The 21,347-nt window shown below is 56.6% G+C and carries 21 protein-coding genes; 12 read left to right on the top strand and 9 right to left on the bottom strand.

Features of this window, described 5'->3' with window-relative positions; translation table 11 throughout:
- Position 1 precedes the first annotated feature (1 nt).
- The 4 genes from AC2A6O_RS00590 to AC2A6O_RS00575 all read left to right on the top strand — a co-directional run bounded on the left by AC2A6O_RS00590 (position 2) and on the right by AC2A6O_RS00575 (position 3,850).
- Positions 2 to 1,819, top strand: a complete 1,818-nt coding sequence (locus AC2A6O_RS00590) for an ArnT family glycosyltransferase (RefSeq protein ID WP_498925336.1) — start codon at positions 2 to 4, stop codon at positions 1,817 to 1,819.
- Positions 1,803 to 2,714 (top strand): phosphatase PAP2 family protein, encoded by a 912-nt coding sequence (locus AC2A6O_RS00585; RefSeq protein WP_498925335.1) that lies wholly within the window; start codon positions 1,803 to 1,805, stop codon positions 2,712 to 2,714. The genes AC2A6O_RS00590 and AC2A6O_RS00585 overlap by 17 nt, the downstream gene beginning before the upstream one ends.
- The gene (locus AC2A6O_RS00580) at positions 2,711 to 3,472 is read left to right on the top strand and encodes a glycosyltransferase family 2 protein (RefSeq protein ID WP_148587049.1); all 762 of its coding nucleotides are present in this window, start codon (positions 2,711 to 2,713) and stop codon (positions 3,470 to 3,472) included. Before AC2A6O_RS00585 ends, AC2A6O_RS00580 begins: the two co-directional genes overlap by 4 nt.
- A 63-nt stretch (positions 3,473 to 3,535) precedes the next feature.
- Entirely contained in the window at positions 3,536 to 3,850 is a 315-nt protein-coding gene (locus tag AC2A6O_RS00575) for a lipid-A-disaccharide synthase N-terminal domain-containing protein (RefSeq protein WP_148587048.1), read from the top strand.
- Positions 3,851 to 3,878: 28 nt separating this feature from the next.
- Here the strand turns inward: AC2A6O_RS00575 and metC are convergent, their stop codons facing one another.
- Positions 3,879 to 5,057, bottom strand: coding sequence for a cystathionine beta-lyase (gene metC, locus AC2A6O_RS00570; RefSeq protein ID WP_498925334.1), 1,179 nt, complete (start codon positions 5,055 to 5,057; stop codon positions 3,879 to 3,881).
- A gap of 469 nt (positions 5,058 to 5,526) precedes the next feature.
- Here metC and AC2A6O_RS00565 point away from each other — a divergent pair, with 469 nt between their 5' ends.
- The 5 genes from AC2A6O_RS00565 to AC2A6O_RS00545 all read left to right on the top strand — a co-directional run bounded on the left by AC2A6O_RS00565 (position 5,527) and on the right by AC2A6O_RS00545 (position 10,745).
- Positions 5,527 to 6,546, top strand: coding sequence for an amino acid ABC transporter substrate-binding protein (locus AC2A6O_RS00565; RefSeq protein ID WP_209001323.1), 1,020 nt, complete (start codon positions 5,527 to 5,529; stop codon positions 6,544 to 6,546).
- Between the two features lie 234 nt (positions 6,547 to 6,780).
- The gene (locus AC2A6O_RS00560) at positions 6,781 to 7,986 is read left to right on the top strand and encodes an ABC transporter permease subunit (RefSeq protein WP_205514333.1); all 1,206 of its coding nucleotides are present in this window, start codon (positions 6,781 to 6,783) and stop codon (positions 7,984 to 7,986) included.
- A 12-nt stretch (positions 7,987 to 7,998) separates the two neighbouring features.
- The gene (locus AC2A6O_RS00555) at positions 7,999 to 9,150 is read left to right on the top strand and encodes an amino acid ABC transporter permease (RefSeq protein ID WP_148587045.1); all 1,152 of its coding nucleotides are present in this window, start codon (positions 7,999 to 8,001) and stop codon (positions 9,148 to 9,150) included.
- 69 nt (positions 9,151 to 9,219) lie between these two features.
- The gene (locus AC2A6O_RS00550) at positions 9,220 to 10,023 is read left to right on the top strand and encodes an amino acid ABC transporter ATP-binding protein (protein WP_148587044.1); all 804 of its coding nucleotides are present in this window, start codon (positions 9,220 to 9,222) and stop codon (positions 10,021 to 10,023) included.
- Between the two features lie 17 nt (positions 10,024 to 10,040).
- Positions 10,041 to 10,745 (top strand): TIGR02117 family protein, encoded by a 705-nt coding sequence (locus AC2A6O_RS00545; protein WP_498925333.1) that lies wholly within the window; start codon positions 10,041 to 10,043, stop codon positions 10,743 to 10,745.
- On the opposite strand, the gene AC2A6O_RS00540 is transcribed toward AC2A6O_RS00545, so the two are convergent.
- Positions 10,728 to 11,360: a TetR/AcrR family transcriptional regulator gene (locus tag AC2A6O_RS00540; protein ID WP_498925332.1), complete on the bottom strand. Its 633-nt coding sequence runs from the start codon at positions 11,358 to 11,360 to the stop codon at positions 10,728 to 10,730. The two genes, AC2A6O_RS00545 and AC2A6O_RS00540, sit on opposite strands and share 18 nt — an antisense overlap.
- 82 nt (positions 11,361 to 11,442) lie before the next feature.
- Between AC2A6O_RS00540 and AC2A6O_RS00535 the strand changes: the two genes are divergently transcribed.
- Together AC2A6O_RS00535 and AC2A6O_RS00530 are read left to right on the top strand one after the other, a co-directional pair.
- Positions 11,443 to 12,216 carry an HD domain-containing protein gene (locus AC2A6O_RS00535; protein ID WP_498925331.1) on the top strand — a complete coding sequence of 258 codons (774 nt, stop codon included), beginning with the start codon at positions 11,443 to 11,445 and terminating at the stop codon, positions 12,214 to 12,216.
- 282 nt (positions 12,217 to 12,498) lie between these two features.
- Positions 12,499 to 13,839, top strand: coding sequence for a methyl-accepting chemotaxis protein (locus tag AC2A6O_RS00530; RefSeq protein WP_498925330.1), 1,341 nt, complete (start codon positions 12,499 to 12,501; stop codon positions 13,837 to 13,839).
- A gap of 16 nt (positions 13,840 to 13,855) precedes the next feature.
- Here AC2A6O_RS00530 and sseA read toward each other — a convergent pair whose 3' ends face one another.
- From sseA to AC2A6O_RS00510, 4 genes are all read right to left on the bottom strand, one after another.
- Positions 13,856 to 14,701 carry a 3-mercaptopyruvate sulfurtransferase gene (gene sseA, locus AC2A6O_RS00525; protein WP_498925329.1) on the bottom strand — a complete coding sequence of 282 codons (846 nt, stop codon included), beginning with the start codon at positions 14,699 to 14,701 and terminating at the stop codon, positions 13,856 to 13,858.
- Positions 14,702 to 14,710: 9 nt separating this feature from the next.
- Positions 14,711 to 15,184 carry a GFA family protein gene (locus tag AC2A6O_RS00520; protein ID WP_148587038.1) on the bottom strand — a complete coding sequence of 158 codons (474 nt, stop codon included), beginning with the start codon at positions 15,182 to 15,184 and terminating at the stop codon, positions 14,711 to 14,713.
- 26 nt (positions 15,185 to 15,210) lie between these two features.
- Positions 15,211 to 15,927, bottom strand: a complete 717-nt coding sequence (locus tag AC2A6O_RS00515; RefSeq protein ID WP_498925328.1) for an alanyl-tRNA editing protein — start codon at positions 15,925 to 15,927, stop codon at positions 15,211 to 15,213.
- A 143-nt stretch (positions 15,928 to 16,070) separates the two neighbouring features.
- Entirely contained in the window at positions 16,071 to 16,496 is a 426-nt protein-coding gene (locus tag AC2A6O_RS00510; RefSeq protein WP_498925327.1) for a hypothetical protein, read from the bottom strand.
- Positions 16,497 to 16,614: 118 nt separating this feature from the next.
- Here AC2A6O_RS00510 and AC2A6O_RS00505 point away from each other — a divergent pair, with 118 nt between their 5' ends.
- Positions 16,615 to 17,649, top strand: coding sequence for a helix-turn-helix domain-containing protein (locus tag AC2A6O_RS00505; RefSeq protein WP_498925326.1), 1,035 nt, complete (start codon positions 16,615 to 16,617; stop codon positions 17,647 to 17,649).
- Positions 17,650 to 17,699: 50 nt separating this feature from the next.
- Here AC2A6O_RS00505 and AC2A6O_RS00500 read toward each other — a convergent pair whose 3' ends face one another.
- The 3 genes from AC2A6O_RS00500 to AC2A6O_RS00490 form a co-directional block, all read right to left on the bottom strand.
- Complete coding sequence (locus tag AC2A6O_RS00500; protein ID WP_498925325.1) at positions 17,700 to 18,344, bottom strand: LysE family translocator; 645 nt, start codon at positions 18,342 to 18,344, stop codon at positions 17,700 to 17,702.
- A 206-nt stretch (positions 18,345 to 18,550) separates the two neighbouring features.
- Positions 18,551 to 20,065, bottom strand: coding sequence for a cardiolipin synthase (cls, locus tag AC2A6O_RS00495; protein WP_148587033.1), 1,515 nt, complete (start codon positions 20,063 to 20,065; stop codon positions 18,551 to 18,553).
- Positions 20,066 to 20,093: 28 nt separating this feature from the next.
- Positions 20,094 to 21,128 (bottom strand): cysteine synthase A, encoded by a 1,035-nt coding sequence (locus AC2A6O_RS00490; RefSeq protein WP_498925324.1) that lies wholly within the window; start codon positions 21,126 to 21,128, stop codon positions 20,094 to 20,096.
- Between the last annotated feature and the right edge of the window lie 219 nt (positions 21,129 to 21,347).

Raw genomic sequence — 21,347 nt, 5'->3', positions numbered from 1 at the left:
GATGCCGGACACGCGCGACGATCACAAGCCTGAGGCAGCAAACGGTTCTGCCGCGAATACCGAACGCAAAGACAAGGCAGACGGTCCTCCGGCTGTGCCGGTTCGAAAGCCGGTCTGGCTGCACATTTTCGGGCATGACATAACGGCTCCCTTCCTGTTGTTGTTGCTGTCGCTTGTTTTGTTCGCTCCCGGCCAATGGACCGTGCCCCCGCTTGACAGGGATGAGCCTCGTTTCACCCAGGCAACCAAGCAGATGCTGGAAACGAACGATTACATCGATATCCGTTTTCAGGATCAGGCCCGCTACAAAAAGCCTGTCGGCATTTATTGGCTTCAGGCGGCTGCCGTGAAACTGACCGGGCAGGGGGCGGACGCACCGCTTTGGACCTATCGATTGCCCTCGATCATAGCCGCCACGATAAGTGTTCTGGCGACCTTCTGGCTTGCCCGGGCGTTCATGGGGCCTGCCGGCGCGCTCCTGGCCGCCGGTTTCGTGGCGATGGCCATTATCGTCGGGGTTGAGGCTCGGCTGGCGAAAACCGATGCGGCGCTATTTGCAACGATCATCATCGCACAGGGTGCGCTTGCAAGAATCTGGCTGAAGGACCCGGGTAGACGGTTATGGGGGCTCGGGTTTTTGTTCTGGACCGCTCTTGCGGCCAGTGTGCTCATCAAAGGCCCCGTCGGACCCATGGTAATTGGCCTCACGGTGGTGGGGCTCATGGTGTTGAAGCGGAAGGTTGCCTGGTTCAAGGGAACCGCTCCTCTTCTCGGGGTGTTGTGGTTTGTCCTGCTCGTTTCCCCCTGGTTCGTTGCCATCTGGCTTGCGACCGACGGCACGTTCTTCACCGAAGCGATTGGCAAGGATCTTCTTGGCAAGGTCGGGCAGGGGCAGGAAGGCCATGGAGCGCCGCCTCTGACCCATCTTGGAGCGATGTTCGGCATTTTCTGGCCGTTGCCGGCGTTCTTTCTGCTCGCCCTGCCACGCATCTGGCAAGAACGGAAAAGCCCGCTGGTAACGTTTGCCGTGGCCTGGTTCATTCCCAGTTGGGTTGTCTTTGAACTGGTCGCAACGAAGTTGCCGCATTACACGATGCCACTCCTGCCCGCCCTGGCGTTGCCTGTTGCCGCTGCCCTGATGGAAGGCGCCGGAGCCACCGCAAAAACCTGGCTGCGTTGGGTGGCTGCAGTACTGCTGGTGGTCCCCGCGGTGGGTTTGGCTGTTGCCGCGTTTGCCGGTCCCGTGGCGCTGGGAGCCTGGCCATCGCCTCCCGGCGCCGTACTGCTTTCTCTTGGGGCTGTTTTCGCAGTTGCTGCAGCATCACGCCTTTTGCGCGGCCCGGCTCTCTATGCATATCCAGCCATCTGTTTGACTGCTGTGTGCGTCAGCATCGGTTTCTGGGGCTTCGTCGGCCCGGCTCTCACGCCTATCTGGGTCAGCCCGCGGCTTGTCGCTGCCATGGACGAGATCCCCGGCTGCGCGGACAAGTCGAAGCGGCTGGTCGTGACCACAGGCTTTCACGAACCCAGTTTCATTTTCCTGGAGGGGACGACGACGAAGATTGTTTCAGCGCAGGACGCGGCAGCCTTCCTGGCGGCCACTCAAGCCGATAATTCCGACACCTGCCGCATTGCCGCTATCGAAAGCCGGGAAGAACCGGCGTTTTTGGCTGCTGCAAAAGAGATTGGTCTTGTACCGAAGGCGGTAAAAAGGGTAGACGGCCTCAATATCAATGGTGGGGACGATGTCGACATCGGGCTGTATCGCAAGTCCGTGCCGACGGCGGTTTCAGAAGACGACAATGAGCAACAGCAGTAAATTTGTCTGGCATATTCTGGCGCGCATGCGCGGGAATTCCCGGCGCGCTGCCATACTGTTTTCCGGGCGCAAGGAACGTGTGCGCCACAACAGGGATCCGTTGCCTCCCGGGCAAAGGCCGCAGGATATCCTTGCAATCCTGTTGCTGACGGTCGGTATAGCGGTCGTCGCGTTCGACGTGCCAACCTATCCATGGCTGCGCTCCCTGCCGGGAGAATACAGGGCAGCATTTCGGACTTTTACCGACATCGGCAAGGCAGACTGGATCCTGGCATCCACCGGAATTGCCTGCCTCTATCTGCTGGCGCTGGATGCAGGGCGTTACGCATTTCGCCTGCGCATGGCGATTGGCGCCGTGTTCACCTATGCAGCGTTCATTTTCTATTCGGTCGCCGCAACAGGCCTTTTGGCAATCGCTTTCAAATGGTCGCTAGGTCGGGCCCGTCCGAAGCTTTACGAAGAGGTTGGCCCCATCCGGTTTGACTTTCTGGCCTTCGACGGCACGTTCACCAGCTTCCCATCCGGCCACTCAACCACAGTTGCAGCACTCGCAACCGCGCTGGCGTTTATTTTCCCTGCCTATCGCTGGCTCATCATTGTGGCGGGCTTCTGGCTTGCATTCAGTCGTGTCATGGTCGGTGCGCATTATCCAAGTGACGTCATCGCAGGCACGCTTCTGGGCATGACCTTCACCTTTTTCACGGTTCGCGCCATGGCCCGGCGCCGGATCGGTTTTCACCTGTCTTCCTCCGGAAAGATTGAACCCAACATGAATGCCCTGTCTGCCAAAGCTTGTGTGCGGGCGGTGTGGCAGGTGCTGCGCGGTCAGCGCGGCGCCGCCCGTGTGGAGGCCAACCTCCCCGTTGCAGACACGACAGAACGGACAAGCGCATGACACAAAGCTATCTGGAGGCACTGGCTGCCAGCAAAGGCACGCTCGCTGTCACGGTCGTGGTTCCCGCGAAGGACGAGGCGGAGAACCTGCCAATCCTGCTGGATGAAATCGAAGCAGCGCTCAAGAACAGGCGTTTCGAAGTTATCGTCGTCGATGACGGGTCATCCGACGGCACGGATATCGTGTTGCAGGACTACGCGGCCACCCATGACTGGCTTCGACCGGTCAGGCACGAGAAATCCTGTGGCCAGAGCTGCGCTGTGCGCACCGGTCTTTTGAATGCAAGGGGCGATGTCGTCGCGACCATCGATGGCGATGGTGAAAATGATCCTGCCTATATCCCGGCACTGCTGGACGCGCTCGAGGCAGCGGGGCCTGCTGTCGCACTTGCTGCCGGACAGAGACTTGGCCGCAAGGCCAGCGTTGCCAAGCGGTACGCGTCCAAATTCGCCAACAAGCTGCGCGGCGCCATCCTGCGGGACAACACCCGAGACAGCGGCTGCGGCCTTAAGGCCCTGCGGCGGGACGTGTTCCTGCAACTGCCGTACTTCGATAGCTGGCATCGCTTCCTGCCCGCGCTGGTGATCCGCGAAGGCTACGGCGTAACACACATCGACGTGCAGGACCGGCAACGACGTCATGGGACGTCAAAATACGGGATTTTCGACAGGGCGCTTGTTGGCGTGCTCGATCTCTTCGGTGTTTGGTGGCTGCGCCGACGCCGGAAAAAAATTCCCGATGTCCGGCCGCTGACCTGATTACTGCCCCAATCCGGGTGGAGAAGCCCGCCGACCTTCCAAAACACTGACTGGACGTGAGACATGAGTGCTCTTTACGAATGGATCCACACGGTTTTCATCGCGCAATTCGATTTCTGGATCATCCTCGGTTTCTTTGCCCAGGGGATGTTCATGATGCGCTTCGTGATTCAATGGATCGCGTCCGAGCGGGTCGGTCGCTCAATTGTGCCCGTCGCATTCTGGTTCTTTTCCATTGCAGGCGGGGCATTGCTGTTGATCTACGCCATTCAGCGTAAGGACCCTGTGTTCATTGCCGGGCAGGGACTGGGGCTTTTGATCTATTTCCGAAATCTGTGGTTGATCTTCAAGGAAAAGCGGAACGACCCGACGATCTGAGCCGCTCCGCTTTTTGGGTCGCATTCGTTTAACCGAGTGCTTTCGTCAGAGCCTGCTTGAGATCGCCAATCAGGTCTTGCGGGTCTTCAAGGCCGATATGCAGGCGGACGGATTGCAGATCCGGGTTCACCGGAGTGACCGTGCGCGAGCCTTTCAGGCGAACGGGAATTGCAAGGCTTTCAAAGCCTCCCCACGAGTAACCGAGACCGAAGAGTGTCAGCGCATCCAGGAAGGCATAAGCCTGTTCCTGTGTCGTCCCTTCGCTGAAATCAAAGGCGCACAGTCCCGAGGCGCCGTAGAAATCCCGTTTCCAAAGCTCGTGTCCGGGGTCACTCTCCAGGCCCGGATACCGGATACGGCCGATCTGTGGCTGATCCTTCAACCAGCCAAGCACGGCCAGTGTGTTGCGCTGGTGCCTTTCAAGGCGCACCGAAAGCGTCCGGAGGCCGCGCAGGCCGAGGTAGATATCGTCCGGTGCTACATGACAGCCCATGGCGCCACAGAGCGTGTCCAGCTTCTCCCAGGCGCGTTCGCTGGCAGCAATCGTGCCGAGCATGGCGTCGGAATGACCAACAAGATACTTGGTGCCAGCCTGGATCGACAGGTCTACCCCAAAGGACAGGGGCTGGCAGTAGAGCGGGCTGGCCCAGGTGTTGTCCATCAGAACGGTCGCCCCAATGGCGCGCGCCTGCGTTGCAATCGCCGGAACATCTTGCATCTCAAAGGTGAGCGAGCCCGGTGCTTCGGTGAAAACAGCGGTCGTATTGTCCTGAAACAGCGTCTTGATTTCCGCACCGATCCGCGGGTCGTAATAGGTCACGGCAACGCCGAGACCCGGGAGAACCGTGTCGGCGAAATGGCGGGTAGGTCCGTAAGCGGTATCGGCGATCAGGATGTGGTCGCCGGTCTTCACGCAGGACAAAATGGCCAGCGCGATAGCGTTTAACCCGGAATTTGCGATTTTGACCCCAGCCGCTCCCTCGATCTCCTTCAGGGCGCCTTCAAGGGAATCGGAGGTCGGTGTGCCTCTGCGGGCATAGGAGTAGGTCTGGGCGCCCGTGACCATGGTTTTGGTATCGGGGAAGAGGACAGTCGAAGCGTGCACGACAGGCGGATTGACGAAACCGTGAAATGCAAGCGGGTCGCGCCCGGCATGTGCAAGCTTGGTATCTTGCTTCAATGGCTGCTTGGAGCTGGTGGAAGACATGAAAGCTCTTGAGTGTGAGTGCGTGGTGGGAAGGCGCGGCCATGAGCAGCCGTGCGCCCGGGCACACTTTAGTCATTCGCCTCATGGCTGCAACCGGCATTTCAGACGCAGGTGCAGGCATTTTTCAGCAAAGAAATTCCAGTCAACAGCACCTCGCTTAAGAACTCACCCAAATGGATTGAACCCTTTTTAGGCATTCAATGATTTCGAATTAGACATGTTCGCTGTTTGTGCATCCGTGCCGATGGCAAATGGCGGATACCTAGAGAAATTTGACGAGATATCCGAAGCAAGTACTTGACCCGAACAGCTAAATGCCATCGTATGGAAGTGTTGGGTGGAACGGAAGATGTCTGGAGGAAGCAGCCGTTAAGGCTGGCATCCGTCCGCAATTAAGAGACGGAGAAGATGTCTTTCGAACAAACCCGACATAATAAAACTATGGGTAACAAATAAAGGCTGCATATCCATGTCCAACAAATTCCTTCCGCTCGTAATCGGCGCTGCTATGGGAGTCGCCGTAACGACGGCTGCTGGTGCAACGACGCTGGAAGACGTCAAGGCAAAAGGCTTCATCCAGTGTGGTGTGAGCCAGGGCCTGCCGGGCTTCTCGAATCTGGATGCTCAGGGGAACTGGACCGGTATCGACGTTGACTACTGCCGCGCTATGGCTGCAGCAGTGTTTGGCGATGCTTCCGCCGTGAAATTCACTCCGCTGTCTGCAAAAGAGCGCTTCACCGCACTTCAGTCCGGCGAAGTTGACGTTCTGTCCCGCAACACCACCTGGACCATGTCACGTGACACCCAGCTGGGCCTGAATTTTGCTGGTGTGAACTACTACGATGGTCAGGGCTTCATGGTTCGCAAGGACCTGGGCGTGACCTCCGCACTGGAACTTTCCGGGGCTTCGGTCTGCACCAACACCGGTACCACCACTGAGCTGAACGTTGCCGACTACTTCCGCGCCAACAACATGCCGTACGAAATCGTTGCCTTCGAAAAGGCTGACGAAGTTGTGGGTGCATATGACGCTGGCCGTTGCGACGTTTACACCACTGACGCCTCCGGCCTCTACGCACAGCGCCTGAAGTTGACCAACCCGGGCGACCACATGGTTCTTCCGGAAATCATCTCCAAGGAGCCGCTTGGCCCGGTTGTCCGTCAGGGCGACGATGAGTGGTTCAACATTGCAAAGTGGACGCTGAACGCGATGCTCAACGCAGAAGAGCTGGGCGTGTCCTCTGAAAACGTTGACGAGATGAAGTCTTCCGACAACCCGGCCGTCAAACGCCTTCTGGGCGTCGAGGGCGCATTTGGTGAAGCTATCGGCCTGCCTAACGATTGGGCCTACGCCATCATCAAGAACGTCGGCAACTACGAAGAGTCCTTCAACGCAAACGTTGGCCCGGACACTCCGCTCGGCATCTCCCGTGGCGTGAACGCTCTGTGGAACGACGGCGGCTTCATGTACGCTCCGCCGGTCCGCTAATCCTCTCCTTGTTTGAGGATTGAAGGGGTTCCGGCGGATTTCTGCCGGAACCCTCAATAAATTCCACGCAACAAAAACCGGACGTCAAAGCCGGCAACCGCGTGGGGGAACAGACCGCTTCCGTCGATAGGGGAGTGCTGCCAATGCGCAGCCAGGAAGCGGATCAGACACGATTGAGGAGAGGCTTCGTGCCGGGCTCTCTCGTGAAAACTTGGGCGAGGTTTTATGTCAGTAATGGAGCAGGACTCGGCGGGGGCGCCGGCGCGTGCTTCGCTGTTGAACGATCCTAAAGTCCGCGGCATCTTTTACCAGATTGTTCTGGTCGTCGCGATTACGGCTTTGGGATACGTCATCGTTACGAACACGATAGCCAACCTGGAGAGGCAGAATATCGCCTCCGGTTGGAGCTTTCTTGAAAATACAGCCGGGTTTGGAACCAACCAGTCTCTGGTTTCCTACTCGGAGACATCGACTTACGGAAGAGCGATCTTTGTCGGCTTCCTGAACACTCTGCTTGTAGCGGCTGTTGGCATCTTCTTCGCCACGGTGATCGGCTTTATCATCGGTATCGCCCGCTTGTCGAACAACTGGGTCATTAATCGCCTGGCGTATTGCTACGTCGAGCTGGTCCGCAACATTCCGCTTCTGCTGCAGATCTTCTTCTGGTACTTCGCGGTGCTTCGGTCGATCCCGGGAAAGCGTGAAAAGTGGTCATTGTTCGATACGTTTCACCTGAACATCGGCGGGCTCCGGCTACCCAAACCTATCATGGGAACCGGGTCTGAATGGGTCGGTTACGCATTCCTCATCGGGATCGCGATTGCAATCTTCGTGGCTCGTTGGGCGCGCAAACGCCAGGAAGCCACCGGTCAGCCGTTTCCGGCTTTCCTGACTGGTGTCGGACTGATCATCGGGCTGCCCATCCTGACCTATTTCGTTATGGGCATGCCGATCGGTCTGGAATTTCCGAACTTCGTTGAAACCGGACCGATCCTGCGTCAGGGCTTCGAGTTGAATGTCGGATTGAACATCATTCCTGAGTTCCTGGCTCTTACCGCTGCCTTGTCGATCTACACGGCGTCGTTCATTGCAGAAATTGTACGCGCAGGGATTCAGGCAGTCAGTCACGGTCAGACCGAAGCGGCACATGCTCTTGGACTGCGGAATGGACCGACCCTGAGACTTGTCGTCATTCCGCAGGCGATGCGCGTGATCATTCCACCGCTGACAAGCCAGTATCTGAACCTGACCAAGAACTCGTCGCTGGCTGTGGCCATTGCCTATCCGGACCTTGTTTCGATGGGCGGTACGGTGCTCAACCAGACTGGTCAGGCGATTGAAATCATCGGTATATGGATGGCTGTCTATCTGTCGCTCAGCCTTATCACATCGGCCTTCATGAACTGGTACAACCAGCGCATGGCACTCGTGGAACGGTAAGGGGCACATACAATGGCTAATACTGATCTGTTTCATATCAGAACCGAGGAAGCGCCGCGTCTGCCGGCGCCGATCTCGACCACCGGTGTCATCGGCTGGATGCGCCAGAACCTGTTTTCGTCAGTTGGAAACACGGTTCTGACGGTAATCGGCATCTTGATTGCCTATTCGCTCATCGAACCCTTGATCAAGTTTGCTTTGATCGATGCTGTCTGGAGCGGTAGTAACCGCGAGGCCTGCCTGCCTCAGGATGGCGGCCATGGCGGTGCTTGCTGGGCCTATGTGGAAGCCTTCTTTCCGCAGTTTATCTATGGCCGGTATCCGAGCGAGGAAATCTGGCGTGTGAACATCGTCTACTTCCTGTTCGCGGCGTTGCTTGTGCCGTTGGCGATGCCTAGCGCGCCATTCAAGAAATTGAACGCGATCCTGTTCCTGGTCGTCTTCCCGATAGTTTCCTACTACCTTCTGACCGGTCTGGTCTTCGGGGATTGGGTTATTCTCCCGATTGTGGAAACAGCAGTCTGGGGAGGCTTGCTCGTTACGCTTGTCATTGCGGTAACCGGCATCGTTGCCTCGCTACCGCTCGGCATCGCTCTGGCGCTTGGACGGCGGTCGAAAATGCCGATCATCAAGCTGGTCTCGATCATCTTTATCGAGTTCTGGCGCGGTGTTCCGCTGATCACCGTTCTGTTCATGTCTTCGGTGATGCTGCCGTTGTTCCTGCCGGAAGGCGTGACGTTCGACAAGTTGTTGCGCGTGCTGATCGGGGTGACCCTTTTCTCGGCGGCCTATATGGCCGAGGTGGTTCGGGGTGGCCTGCAGGCAATTCCGAAGGGTCAATACGAAGGCGCCATGGCGCTCGGGCTCCGGTTCTGGCCGATGATGTATCTCATCATTCTGCCTCAGGCTTTGAAGCTCGTGATCCCCGGCATCGTCAACACCTTCATTGGGCTGTTCAAGGATACGACCCTGGTTCTGATCGTCGGCATGTACGACCTTCTGGGCATGATCCAGTCGTCCTTTACGGACCCGACCTGGTCGACCCCCAGCACCGGTCACACGGGTTACCTGTTCGCCGCATTGGTGTTTTGGACCTTCTGCTTCGGCATGTCGCGCTACTCCATCTTCATGGAGAGGAAGCTGCATACAGGGCACAAACGTTAGCAAATCACATCCGGGGCGCGCGATGGACCGCGGCGCCCCGGCCAGAGGACACTTTTGGAGCTAAGAACTATGTCTGAACACGCTGTACGCGATGAGGAACTCGCAGCCGACCGTACCAGAATGGTCATTTCCGACACGGATGTGGCTGTCGAAATCAAGAAAATGAACAAGTGGTACGGGGATTTCCACGTATTGCGCGACATCAACCTGAAAGTCATGCGCGGCGAACGCATCGTTATCTGCGGACCGTCCGGTTCCGGCAAGTCCACCATGATCCGTTGCATCAACCGTCTGGAAGAACATCAGGCCGGGCAGATCCTTGTCGATGGCATCGAACTGACGAACGATCTCAAAAAGATCGACGAAATTCGCCGGGAAGTCGGCATGTGCTTCCAGCACTTCAACCTGTTTCCGCATCTGACGATCCTGGAAAATTGCACGCTGGCACCAATCTGGGTTCGAAAGATGCCCAAGAGAGAAGCCGAAGAAATCGCGATGCACTATCTGGAGCGCGTCAAGATCCCCGAGCAGGCAAATAAATATCCGGGTCAGTTGTCCGGTGGTCAGCAGCAGCGCGTTGCCATTGCACGGTCGCTCTGCATGAGCCCGAAGATCATGTTGTTTGATGAGCCGACGTCGGCACTCGATCCGGAAATGATCAAGGAAGTTCTGGACGTGATGGTCGGCCTTGCCGAAGAAGGCATGACCATGTTGTGCGTGACCCACGAAATGGGTTTTGCGCGCAAGGTTGCCAATCGCGTCATCTTCATGGATGCGGGCCAGATCGTGGAACAGAACGAGCCGGAAGAGTTCTTTACCAACCCGCAGCATGAACGCACGAAGCTGTTCCTGAGTCAGATCCTGCACCACTGATCTGCAATCTCCAAAAGATGATGAAACTGGTGCGCAGGACACTCACTGGATTATTTCTTGTCGTTTGCACCATCATCCTGGCTCTGGGCCTCGGAACACTCGTTCCGAGGCCCTTGTTTGATAGTGCGCCAGACACAGGTGCCGCTTTGCAGCCGTCAGATGGCCGGCGCATTCTTGTCCTGAGCAACCCCATTCATACAGATATTGCTCTTCCTGCTGATCCAGATGTTCTGGAGGCATTCGATTTCATTTCCGATGCCGGCCTGGACCTCGATTATCCTGGGGTCTTTTGGGTCGCATTCGGCTGGGGAGGCCGGTCCTTTTATATCGAAACGCCAACCTGGGCAGACTTGAAGCCGGGACCGGTGATTGACGCCTTGACCTGGGACACGTCAGTCATGCATGTTCGCCGTACCGGGGATATTCCGAGTGATCTCGACAGCGTCAGGGAACTTTACCTCAGTCAGCAGCAATTTGATGAGCTGGTCGCCGATATCAAGGCCAGTTTCCAAGCAAACGACACAGAAACGCCGCAAGCTATTCCTGGCGGTGCTTATGACGCGCACGATATCTTCTTTCCAGCGGTAGGTGGTTTCAATGCGCTGATGGGATGCAACACCTGGACAGCCGACATATTGAGGCGGGCAGGGGTTAAGACAGGCGTTTGGACACCGCTTCCTGTAACGCTTGACTGGTCGCTGGATTTACACAACCGTTCGTGATGCCGTTTTCGGTACAAGCCGGTCGATGGCAGCTTCCGCCAACTCCTGAAGTGCGGTTCTCGATTCACCGGTGCGGGCCCGAACTGAAAGACCATGCAGGATCAGGGACAGATGCTGGGCGGTAAAGCGCAGGTTCGCCTCGGGAACGAGGCCTTTCGTCTCTTCGCGTATCAGATCGGCGAAACCCTGATCCATTCGCTCAACGACGTGGGCCATCATGGACTTGAAGTCCGGATCGTCAGCCACTTCTGTGGTCAGGGTGGAAATAGCCAGACACCCGTAGGCCGCGTTGCAGAGTGAAGACGTGCCGCAATAAAGATCGATTGCAGCTGTCATTATAGCCTTCAGCCTTGGGTGTAGTCCGCTTGCCGTCAGCCCTGCGTCATGCAAGTGGGCCTGCATCTGGTCGGCGAAGCGCCCAATCACCTTGAGATACATTTCCTTTTTGCTTCCAAATGCGGCGTAAAGGCTTGGTCGGTTAAGGCCGGTGGCTTCCGCAATCTGATCGAGACTGGTGGCTGCGTAACCTTGGCGCCAGAAAACCAGCATGATGCGGTCGAGCGTTACGTCTTCGTCAAATTTGCGCGGACGCCCGCGTTTGGTTTCCGTCTTCATTTTATACCAGTTCGCATATAATCATCGACATGTCTATTTTTGTGCGATATGGTACAAAAATAAGAAGGAGAAGCTTCGAGAAATGACTGAAAACGTTGCAGACATGGGTACGATCGCCTGGGGAAGACGACAGGGTGAATTCAGCAAGGGGCGGTTGACCAGAGCTGAAAAACTGAAAGTCCTCACGAACCTGGGCCGGATGGGCATGCTGGAAGCCTTGGACGCCTTGAAAGCAAAGCTTGGGCTTATCAACACCTACGGCGCAGACCTGGAAGGGCTGCAGCCACCTGACACGGCCCTAACCAGAGACGCGTTTGACTTAGCTGACGAGGTGCAAAACCTGGTCCTCATGAGACATAGCTGGCGGACGTATTATTTCGGCCTTTTGCTGGGTGGCTATCGGAAGCTCACCGTGGACAAGGAAATTCTCTTTTGTGCCGCAATACTGCATGACGTTGGCTTGGCCTTCCGCCGCACCAGCGAGCCCGGGGATTGTTGTTTCGTCGTTCATGGGGTCGAACGCTGCCATCATCACCTGACTGGCAAGGGACACGACCGAGCCAGGGTCCGTCGGATTGCCGATGCCATCGGCCTACATCTCAACGGCTACGTTTCTGAAAGAACCTACGGTGCAGAAGCGCACCTTCTTTCTCGTGGGGCAATGTGCGACGTATTTGGATTGGGGCAGCGCAGGTTTACTCGGGAGGTTCGCGAAGACATCTCCTCACGACATCCAAAAGGCAATCTTGCCGATGCCCTGGAAATTTGGCCCGGTCATCACCTTCCCGGAACGCGAGCGGACTTCCTGACTAATCTTGAGACATCGCGAAAAAGGGCTGACGGGATGAAAGTTTGACCTGGACCAGGTAACCGAACTGCCATTTTTGGAACCGCGATTCGGTCAATACCGGGTAATTCTCTTTTTGGGGTTGTATTTGTTATTCGCCTTTGGAAGATTCACCGACGGCTATCGTTTCGGGAATAAACCGCAAAATCCTGCGGTATTGTCAGTATTTCTGAGGCATCAATGTTCGTGGTTCGGTGAGGCATTGTCACTATGTCGTACGTAAAAATACAATTTATGGTTTTTTTATAATTGTAGGAGACGTTGGGTCAGTTCTTATCAAGGTAAATTGCAATGAGCGACCAGGAATACGATTTTCAGACCCGTTTAAAATTCGCCCAGATCGATGAAGCGACGATCGAGAGCCTCAAAAAGCTCTGGCCGGTGATCGATCCGGTGTTGGACGATGTGTTGGCAGGGTTCTATGAGCACATCAAGACCCAGCCGAACCTTGCAGCTCTTGTCGGGACACATCAGCCTCGGTTGGTTTCAGCGCAAAAGGGGCATTGGAAGAAGCTGTTCACATCCGGCTTCGATGAGGGCTATCAGCAAAGCATCAATCAGATCGGACATGTTCATTGTCGCATTGGTCTGGAGCCGCGCTGGTACATCGCCGGTTACCTGTATGTCCTGCGTCACCTACAAGCGCATTTGACACGCAAGTACAGGCGGACATTTCAAAACCTCGCTGTTCTGTTGAACGATGTCACGGCCGCTGTTTTCCTGGACATGGACCTCGCGATTTCGACTTATGAAGAACAGCTCCTTCTTGAACGCGCCGCACAAACGGAACGGTTGAACAAAGCCATTGAGAAATTTCAGCTCAATGTCCAGAAGCCGCTTGCAGATGTTGAAGACGGCGCGCGAAGTGTCGCAGGGGAAGCGGAAAACCTGACGAGCGTATCGCAGACCGCGAGAAGCCAGGTTGAAAATGCCGGCCATGTCTCGAAAGACTCCAGCGTGAGCGTGCAGACCGTTGCGTCGGCGACGGAAGAGCTCTCCAGTTCTATCCAGGAAATTTCCAAACAGATTGCAGGGGCATCTCGTATTGCAAGCCAGGCAGCTGGAGGAACCGAGCAGTCGAGCCTTCAGGTGGCAAGCCTGGCTGGCGCTGCGCAGAAGATTGGCGATGTGATCGGGCTTATCCAGGCAATTGCCGAGCAGACCAACCTTCTGGCTCTCAACGCCACGATTGAGGCTGCGCGTGCCGGTGATGCCGGTAAGGGCTTCGCGGTGGTCGCCAGCGAGGTGAAAACCCTGGCGGAGCAGACCGCGAAGGCAACGGAAGAAATCAGCCTGCAAGTTAACGAGATTCAGAGCTCGACCGACAATGCGGTTGCGTCCATCCAGTCAATTTCCGAAGTGGTGAAACAGCTCGATGAAATGACCTCCTCCATTGCAGCCGCCATTGAAGAGCAGGGAGCTGCGACGCAGGAAATCTCGCACAGTATCCAGACAGTGGCTTCCGGTACGCAGTCTCTTGATGAGAACATCAACGGGGTCGAACAAGCGATCAATGCAACAGATCAGGCCGCCGACAGTCTGATGACGGCGTCCGGCAGAATGTCATCGAGCACCAATTCGATTTCAGATGAGATCCGTGACTTCTTCGAGACCTTGAAAACCGGAACCTGAAAAATGCCGTCTGGGGTTATTCCGTGTCGGTGACGACATCCGTGTCGTCCCGGCTTCCCCATTCCGCCCAGGAGCCATCATACAAAGCAAGATCACGGACTCCCAGCACGGTGAGGGCCAGTGTCAGGATCGCTGCAGTGACGCCCGAACCGCAAGTCGTTGTAACGGGCTTTTCAAGATCCACTCCCGCGTCCTGGAAGGCCTTTGCCAGGTCTTCCTTAGGCAAGAAGGTCCCGTCCTCGGCAATGAGCTGGGTAAAGGGCAGGTTGAGGGCAGTTGGCATGTGTCCTGATTGAAGTCCCGGGCGGGGTTCGGGAGCTTCTCCGGCAAACCGTTCGGCGGATCGGGCATCCAGGATCTGGCGTGATCCGTTTTCAATTGTAGAACGGATCTGAGCGAGGTCCGCCACCGCGCCATGGTTCAGTCGGGAAGAAAAATGGCTTTGTACCCGGCGGGGCGTGTCATCGTTGAATGCCCGGCCTTCTGCGCGCCATTTGGGAAACCCTCCATCAAGGACATAAACCCGCTCTGCCCCCATGCTGCGCAGGGTCCACCAGACGCGCGGCGCGGAATAGAAACCGAAATCGTCATAGACGACGAGTGTCTGGCCATCGCCTATACCCATTTTTCGCATGGTCGATGAAAACACGTGCGGAGCAGGCAGCATATGCGGCAGGTCCGTGTCCTTGTCACAAACTTCGTTGACATCGAAAAAGACCGCACCGGGAATATGGGCATTCGGATAGACGGCGGGAGCGTCCGGATGTGTTACTGGCGGCATCCAGGCATTGATCACAATCAGATCGGGCGAGGAGAGATGATCGTCCAGCCATTGGGTCGATACGAGAGGATGGTCGGTCATTGGGTCTCCTTAGGTCTCCAGCAAGCCTTTTGACTTGTGCCAGTCTTCGATGGATAGGTCCGGATAGTTCTGGAAATGAACATGTCCGGGACCGTTCGGCACCTCTATCCAGTCAGGCTTGTACGCCAGCATGATATGGACAATCTCCGGCGGTGTTGGCAAGGGGCTATCGACGGCGCCAGCGTGTGGATGCACAAGCTCTGGCCAGCGCGGGTCGCTGACCCAAAGATGAGAACCGCAGGCCTTGCAGAAATGACGTTCCGCGGGGCTGGTTTCGCCATCGATGACGGCGTTGTAGGTCGCCTTCGTTTCCGCACCCATCACTTTCAGGCTGCCTGCTTCTCCCATGAGGTTGATGGCATAACCTCCACTGCCGCCTGTCTTGCGGCAGATCGAGCAGTAGCACCGCATGAACGGGTAGGGCGTTTTGCTTTCTACTTCGAAGGAAACAGCACCGCACCGACAGCTACCTGAGAGTTTCATGCTTACCACTCCATTCGTTCATTCGGTCAATCCGTCAGACGAATTCGAACGCGCCTGTTCTGCTTTCCCTTTTTTTCGATCTTTCCAAGTTCGAGCGCGCCGATTTCGGATGTCCTGGTCACATGTGTTCCGCCGCAAGGCTGCAAGTCAACATCGCCACCGATCCTGACTAGTCTCACCTTGCCTGACCCGCGCGGCGGCTTGACCGACATGGTTTTGACCAGGCCGGGATTGGCGTCGAGTTCTTCGTCCGTGATCCATTGGGTGGTGACCTCATGATCTCCTGAAGCGAGTGCGTTGAGCTGCTCGACAAGCTCTTCCCGGTCGATCGTCTCGTTACCCATGTCGAAATCGAGGCGTCCTTCAGGATCTCCAATCTGGCCACCGGTAACGGGATAGGGCAGGGCCACGGACAAAAGATGCAGCGCCGTATGCATGCGCATCAGCCGGTAACGCCTTGCCCAGTCAATATGGGCAGTCACACGGGCACCGAGGCTGGGCAGACTTTGCTCTTCGGACGGCACATGGACGATTGTTTTCTTGTCCTCTTCATAAACAGCGGTAGCAATCACAAGTTTTGTGCCGTCTTCCAGTTCCAGGGTGCCGCTGTCCCCGGGTTGTCCACCGCCAGTGGCGTAAAACACCGTTCTATCCAGCAAGATACCGCCCCGCTCGTTCACGCCGACCACTTCAGCTTCACATGTTCTGAGGTAGGCGTCGTCGCGAAACAGTGGCGTGGTCATCTTGAACTCCCTGGACTTAAGAGCGTTGAATTGATCAACGATACGCCTTTCGCGCAAGGTCTATTTGACGTTCACCAGGGCTTGAAAAACCAACGCCCGCAATCCGGCCGGATTACGGGCGTCGTTCTTAAGTGAAAGAAAAATCAGTCAGCAAAATTCAGGTCGACAAAGCCCTTGGTCCAGTTCTGGCTGTTTGACTTGCCTTTGGCATTGGTGAAAACCGGTTTGGCGGGGTCCTCCCTTGTCACCGTGAAGCAGAGCTTGCCCCAGCCATCGCCGCTCCAGTCTTCGCAATAGTGTCCCGTCCCGTCCATTTCGATAGCCTCCCACGGAATGTTCCGGATCTTGTCGCCCTTGACGACGACAACAGCAATGCCATCGGCGTGGTTGTTCTGCCTGTAGGCCGTGACGCCGTCCGGAAAGAACCCGTGGATGGAGTTACCCGACATCATCTCGTCGATTTCAGCCACTGTCAGGTTGGCCGGATCGGCAAGCGCGGAAGTGGTCGCGGACAGTGTGGTCAGCAATATGAAGGATAACCCCGGCAGACCAGGTCTCAATGTGCGCATGTTCCCTCCATTTCGATGCTTGCATTTACCCTAAACCCTTGGTTTCGTTTGAGGGCACCTAGCATCCTGCAACACGGTCGAAAGAAGGCCTGTGAATATCGACGCCAAAATTGTCCCCGTGTCCCGCAAATCTGCGGGAAACCAGCGCGTCAACGAGCCGCTTGGCGAAGCTTATTCTGCCTATTGGAACTGGTGGCTGGACCATTTTGCACGCCAGGCCGAGACACGATTTCCGGATGTTTATGAAAAGTGCTCTCTGCGGGACGACCATGGCAAGGATACATTGTCTCGCATCGGCATGCTGTATGACGCATGCGGATGCGGTGTGATCTTCGATCTGGCTCGTGCGCTCGGGCGGCCTGCCGGGTTCGATGTGATCAGTCACCTTCTGACAAGTGCACCAAGTGTTTCAGCCCTGGTCCAAAGATGGTCGGGTGTTCTGGCGTTGCAGTCGTCCATACGGTTTCAGGAGAGCAGCCCCAGACAGGAATTTATTGTCGCTGATCAGCACAATTCACTGGTCCTGTCTCCCTACAAGGTGCGCCCAGCCAACCAGAAACCCTTCGGGCCGGCAATGCTGGCAGGGGTTGCGACGGGAACGCTGGAAAGTGCCGGCGCACATATTCAGGGTATCTGGTCGATAACACGCGGTGGTGCTTCCTATCCGATTTACCGGTTCGGCACCTTTCTGGGAGACCAAATTGACTTCGATAGCGATATCCTGATCGTTCTTTCAGAAGAGACACCCGGTCTCAAAAGCGAAGTCGGGTTGGTGCCACCTGCTCGCAGCCTCTCTTTTGGCCACCTGTTAAACAGTCAATCGGGTGCCCGGGGGAACCGTCTTCTGGAGCGGGTTGTCGGCAGCCTTGAAAGGTCCGAGGGAGAGCACCCCGGTTTGATGTCGACAGCCGCTGAACTCGGATTGTCTCCGAGAAGCCTTTCACGCCGGTTGACGGAGGCGGGTTTGGGCTATGCCAGGCTGGTGCGTTTCGTCCGTTTGCGCAAGGCAACGCGCCTTTTGGCGTCCGGCAACTGCTGCCTGGATGATGTAGCCTTCCAGGCTTCCTATTCGGATCGGCATCACATGAGCCGGGATTTTCGCATGATGGCTCAAGTCACACCTGCTGGCCTCAGGGAGTTGCTGGCTCGCTAGTAAATTCAGGGCCGGTCAGACGAGACGACGAAACGCAACAAGCTTCCGGATCAGTTGTTTGCCTTGGCCACAAGAAGCTTCAAGGCGAAGGTTCCCATGATGCCGGCAAAGGCCCAGTCGAAGGCACGCATGAATTTGGGCGAGTTTTTCAGGAAACGCGCAAAGGCGCTGGCGCCAAGAACCATCGCAGTACATATCGGCATGCCCAGCGCGACGAAGTAAAACCCGAGGAACATGAGCTTTCCCGTCGCATGCGGATCGGATGCGCTCACGAATTGAGGCAGGAAGGTCACGAAGAACAGAACGATCTTGGGATTGAGAATGTTGATCCCAAGCGCCTGAAGCCAAACCCGGTGAAACGGCTGTCGCTTCGCGGAAGCTGCTTGCAGCGCAAGGCTTGACCCATTTCTGACAGCCTGGACCGCCAGCCAGATCAGATACATGGCGCCAACGATTTTCAGCACCGTAAATGCAATCGTTGAGGCTGAAAGAAGGGCCGAAACACCGATGGCAGCGAGCACTGTGTGCAGGATCAATCCGCAGGTGGCTCCCAACACTGCGGCTAACCCGGCGCAGCGCCCTTGCGTCAGCGTCTTGCTCATGAACAACGTCATGTCTGGTCCGGGTGTTAGCGCCAGAACCAGCGCCGCGGCTGTGAAGGCAAGCAGGGTCGTGTCGTCTGGTACGTAAGTCATGGTTTGCAAGTGCCGGTGAAGGTGGTCTGACAGATGTTTAGATCATTCGCCTCAACGGCACCAGCTCTGACCAGCCGCCTGCAAACTGCTCCATGACTGATTTCAAAGGACCAAATTCAATCCTCGGGATTGAGCGCGCGAAAAATCAGCAGCAACAGTTAAATGTCCAACGGCCCTACGTCCGATGTCAGTTGGTTTTGATCTTTTTAAAGGATCGGAGACAACAGCCGGGCACCCTGGGCCAAGACACGGAACACATAGCTGCGCGACTGAAACGCGTCGGGCCAGGTTAGACGTGAGTTCTGGAAGTCAGTCTCCAGCATGCGTTCAACATTGCTGATCGTACGTGGATGAGTGAACCAGAGGGTCAGTTCAAAATTGATCTGGAATGACCTGTTGTCAAAATTCACCGTGCCGATGGAAACGAGTTCATCGTCCATGAGCGTGACTTTCTGGTGCAGGAAGCCATCGATGTAGCGATAAACCTTAACCCCGCGCTGCACCAAGGTGTCCTCATAGGCGTGGCTTGCCAGCCAGACAGTCCAATGGTCCCGCTTTTCCGGCATCAGAACACGTACGTCCACACCACGCATGGCCGCTGAACACAGAGCCGTCTGGATGTCGAGAGAGGGCACCAGATAGGGTGTCGTGATCCAGAGCCTTTTGCGTGCGCGGGCAGCCGTTTCTACAAAGGCCAGCGCACATTCCTCAAGCTTGTCTGCCGGCCCGGTTGGCATGACCAGCACGGCTTCGTCGCCCGGCATCGGGATCTCGCCGACCTGGGGCAGGTCGATGCGTTCGCCACTTGCCCACAACCAGTCTTCCACGAAGGACAGCGCGCAGGCAACGGCGGCCGGGCCTGCGACGCGTACATGCGTATCGCGCCAGTGCCCGAACCAACTGTCCCGGCCCACATACTGGTCCGCAACATTGTGTCCACCGACAAAGGTCACCTGGTAGTCAACGACAACAAGCTTGCGGTGATTGCGATAATTCAGGCGCATCGGTCCGAGAAGACGCAGGAATTTGTGGTTTTCATTGAACCCGCAAACCCTGACACCGGCAGCCTTCAGGCGGGCCAGATAGTCCTTCGAAAGGGAATGGCTACCGACGTCGTCGTACAGAAAGTAGACCTTGATGCCGTCCTTGGCACGCGCGATCAGGGCGTCGGCCATTTCACGTCCCAGTTCATCGTCGTGAACGGCGAAGAACTGAAAGAAGATGACGTTTCTGGCCTTTGCAATCTCATCCTTAATGGCACCAAAGGTGGCATCGCCATCGATGAGAAGATCCGCCTTGTTGCCGGCCATGAAGGGCACACCGGCAACGCGGGACAGAACGGGCCAGTCCCTTGTTTCTGCGTGATCGGTCAGGCCCAGTTCGTCGGCACGCCTGGCACGCTCTGCCCGGCCAAGGGTCGCCTGGATCTTCTCGTAGTCGGAAAAAGACCGCCAACCGAATACGAAATAGAGTGGAACCGTGAGATACGGCATGAAAAACAGGGACAGCAACCAGGCAACAGACCCCTGGGACGTCCTGGAGTTCATTACCTCACGGACAGCGCAGATACCTGCGGTCATATACATGATCGCGACAAAGGCCGCGACCAGTCCGAGATTGTTTGCCATGACATCCAGAACACCGGCGTCGGTGACGGCATCGTGGATGACCGCTTCCGCGGCATTGCCACCTTGTGCCAGTGCTTGTTCTTGCGAACTCATGAAATGTCATCCCCCCGGTTTCGATAAATCAGGCAAACGGAGGCTGGATTGTGACCTTGCGTTCCAACCAGTCGGGAACAGGCAGGTTTTTCGATCTGAGGAAGTCCGCATTATAGAGCTTCGACTGATAGCGCGATCCGTGGTCACACAGGATGGTCACGATGGTTTTCCCCGGGCCGAGTTCGCGCGCAAGGCGTCGTGCACCTGCAATGTTGATTGCTGAGGAACCGCCCAGCAGGAGACCTTCCTTATCGGCAAGGTCGAAGACCAGTGGCAGGGCCTCCTCATCGGGAATGGTGTAGGCGTGATCGATTTTGAGATCGCCGACAATCGGTGTGCTGCGGCCCAGTCCGATGCCTTCGGAAACCGAACCACCTTCGGAAGCAACTGCCTTGCCGGTCGTGAAAAGTGATTGCATCGCAGCACCGCGCGGGTCGGCACAGCCAATCACAACGCCGGGCTTGTTTTCCTGAAGGTGGGTAGAAACACCGGCCAGCGTGCCGCCGGAGCCGACAGCGCAGATGAAGCCATCAACACGCCCGCCCGTTTGCGCCATGATTTCAGGACCAGTCGAAACGAAATGGGCTTTCCGGTTGTCCAGGTTGTTCCACTGGTCACCGAAGATGACGCCATTGGGTTCCGTGCGCGCCATGTCCTCTGCAAGACGGCGGGCAACGTGCTGGTAGTTGTTTGGATCGGAAAAAGGCTTGGCTGGAACTTCGACAAGCTCGGCACCGCACAGGCGCAGCATGTCCTTCTTTTCCTGGCTCTGCGTTTCAGGAATGACAATCACGGTCCGGTAACCGCGCGCACTGGCAACAAGCGCCAGGCCAATGCCTGTGTTGCCGGCGGTGCCTTCAACAATCACACCGCCAGGTTTCAGGTCTCCACGGGCCTCGGCTTCGAGAATCATCTGACGGGCAGGGCGGTCCTTGACCGATTGACCGGGGTTCATGAACTCGGCCTTGCCGAGAATTTCGCACCCCGTTTCCTCGGACAACGCTTTCAGGCGTATGAGGGGCGTGTTCCCGATTGCATCGACAACAGAAGCGGACACAGACATTTATTCTTTCCCGGCTGATCTGGTCCGGTTGCACTGACCGGCCAGAAGAAATCTGATGAGCCCAGGACGCTAAAGGTCTGATGGGCCTTGATCAAGGTCGCAATGTAAGGGTTCAAAGGGGGATTGCCAGCACCAGAAGGCAATCAGGTTTACTTTTCCCTCTGCCGTGAAAAACGCGCCATCAGTTGTTCCGCTCAGGCTGCTCACTAAAATTCTATT

It is taken from the genome of Labrenzia sp. ATLA3 (genome assembly GCF_057180185.1).
The sequence above is the reverse complement of the archived record's forward strand: the minus strand, read 5'-3'. Positions and strand labels throughout refer to the sequence as shown.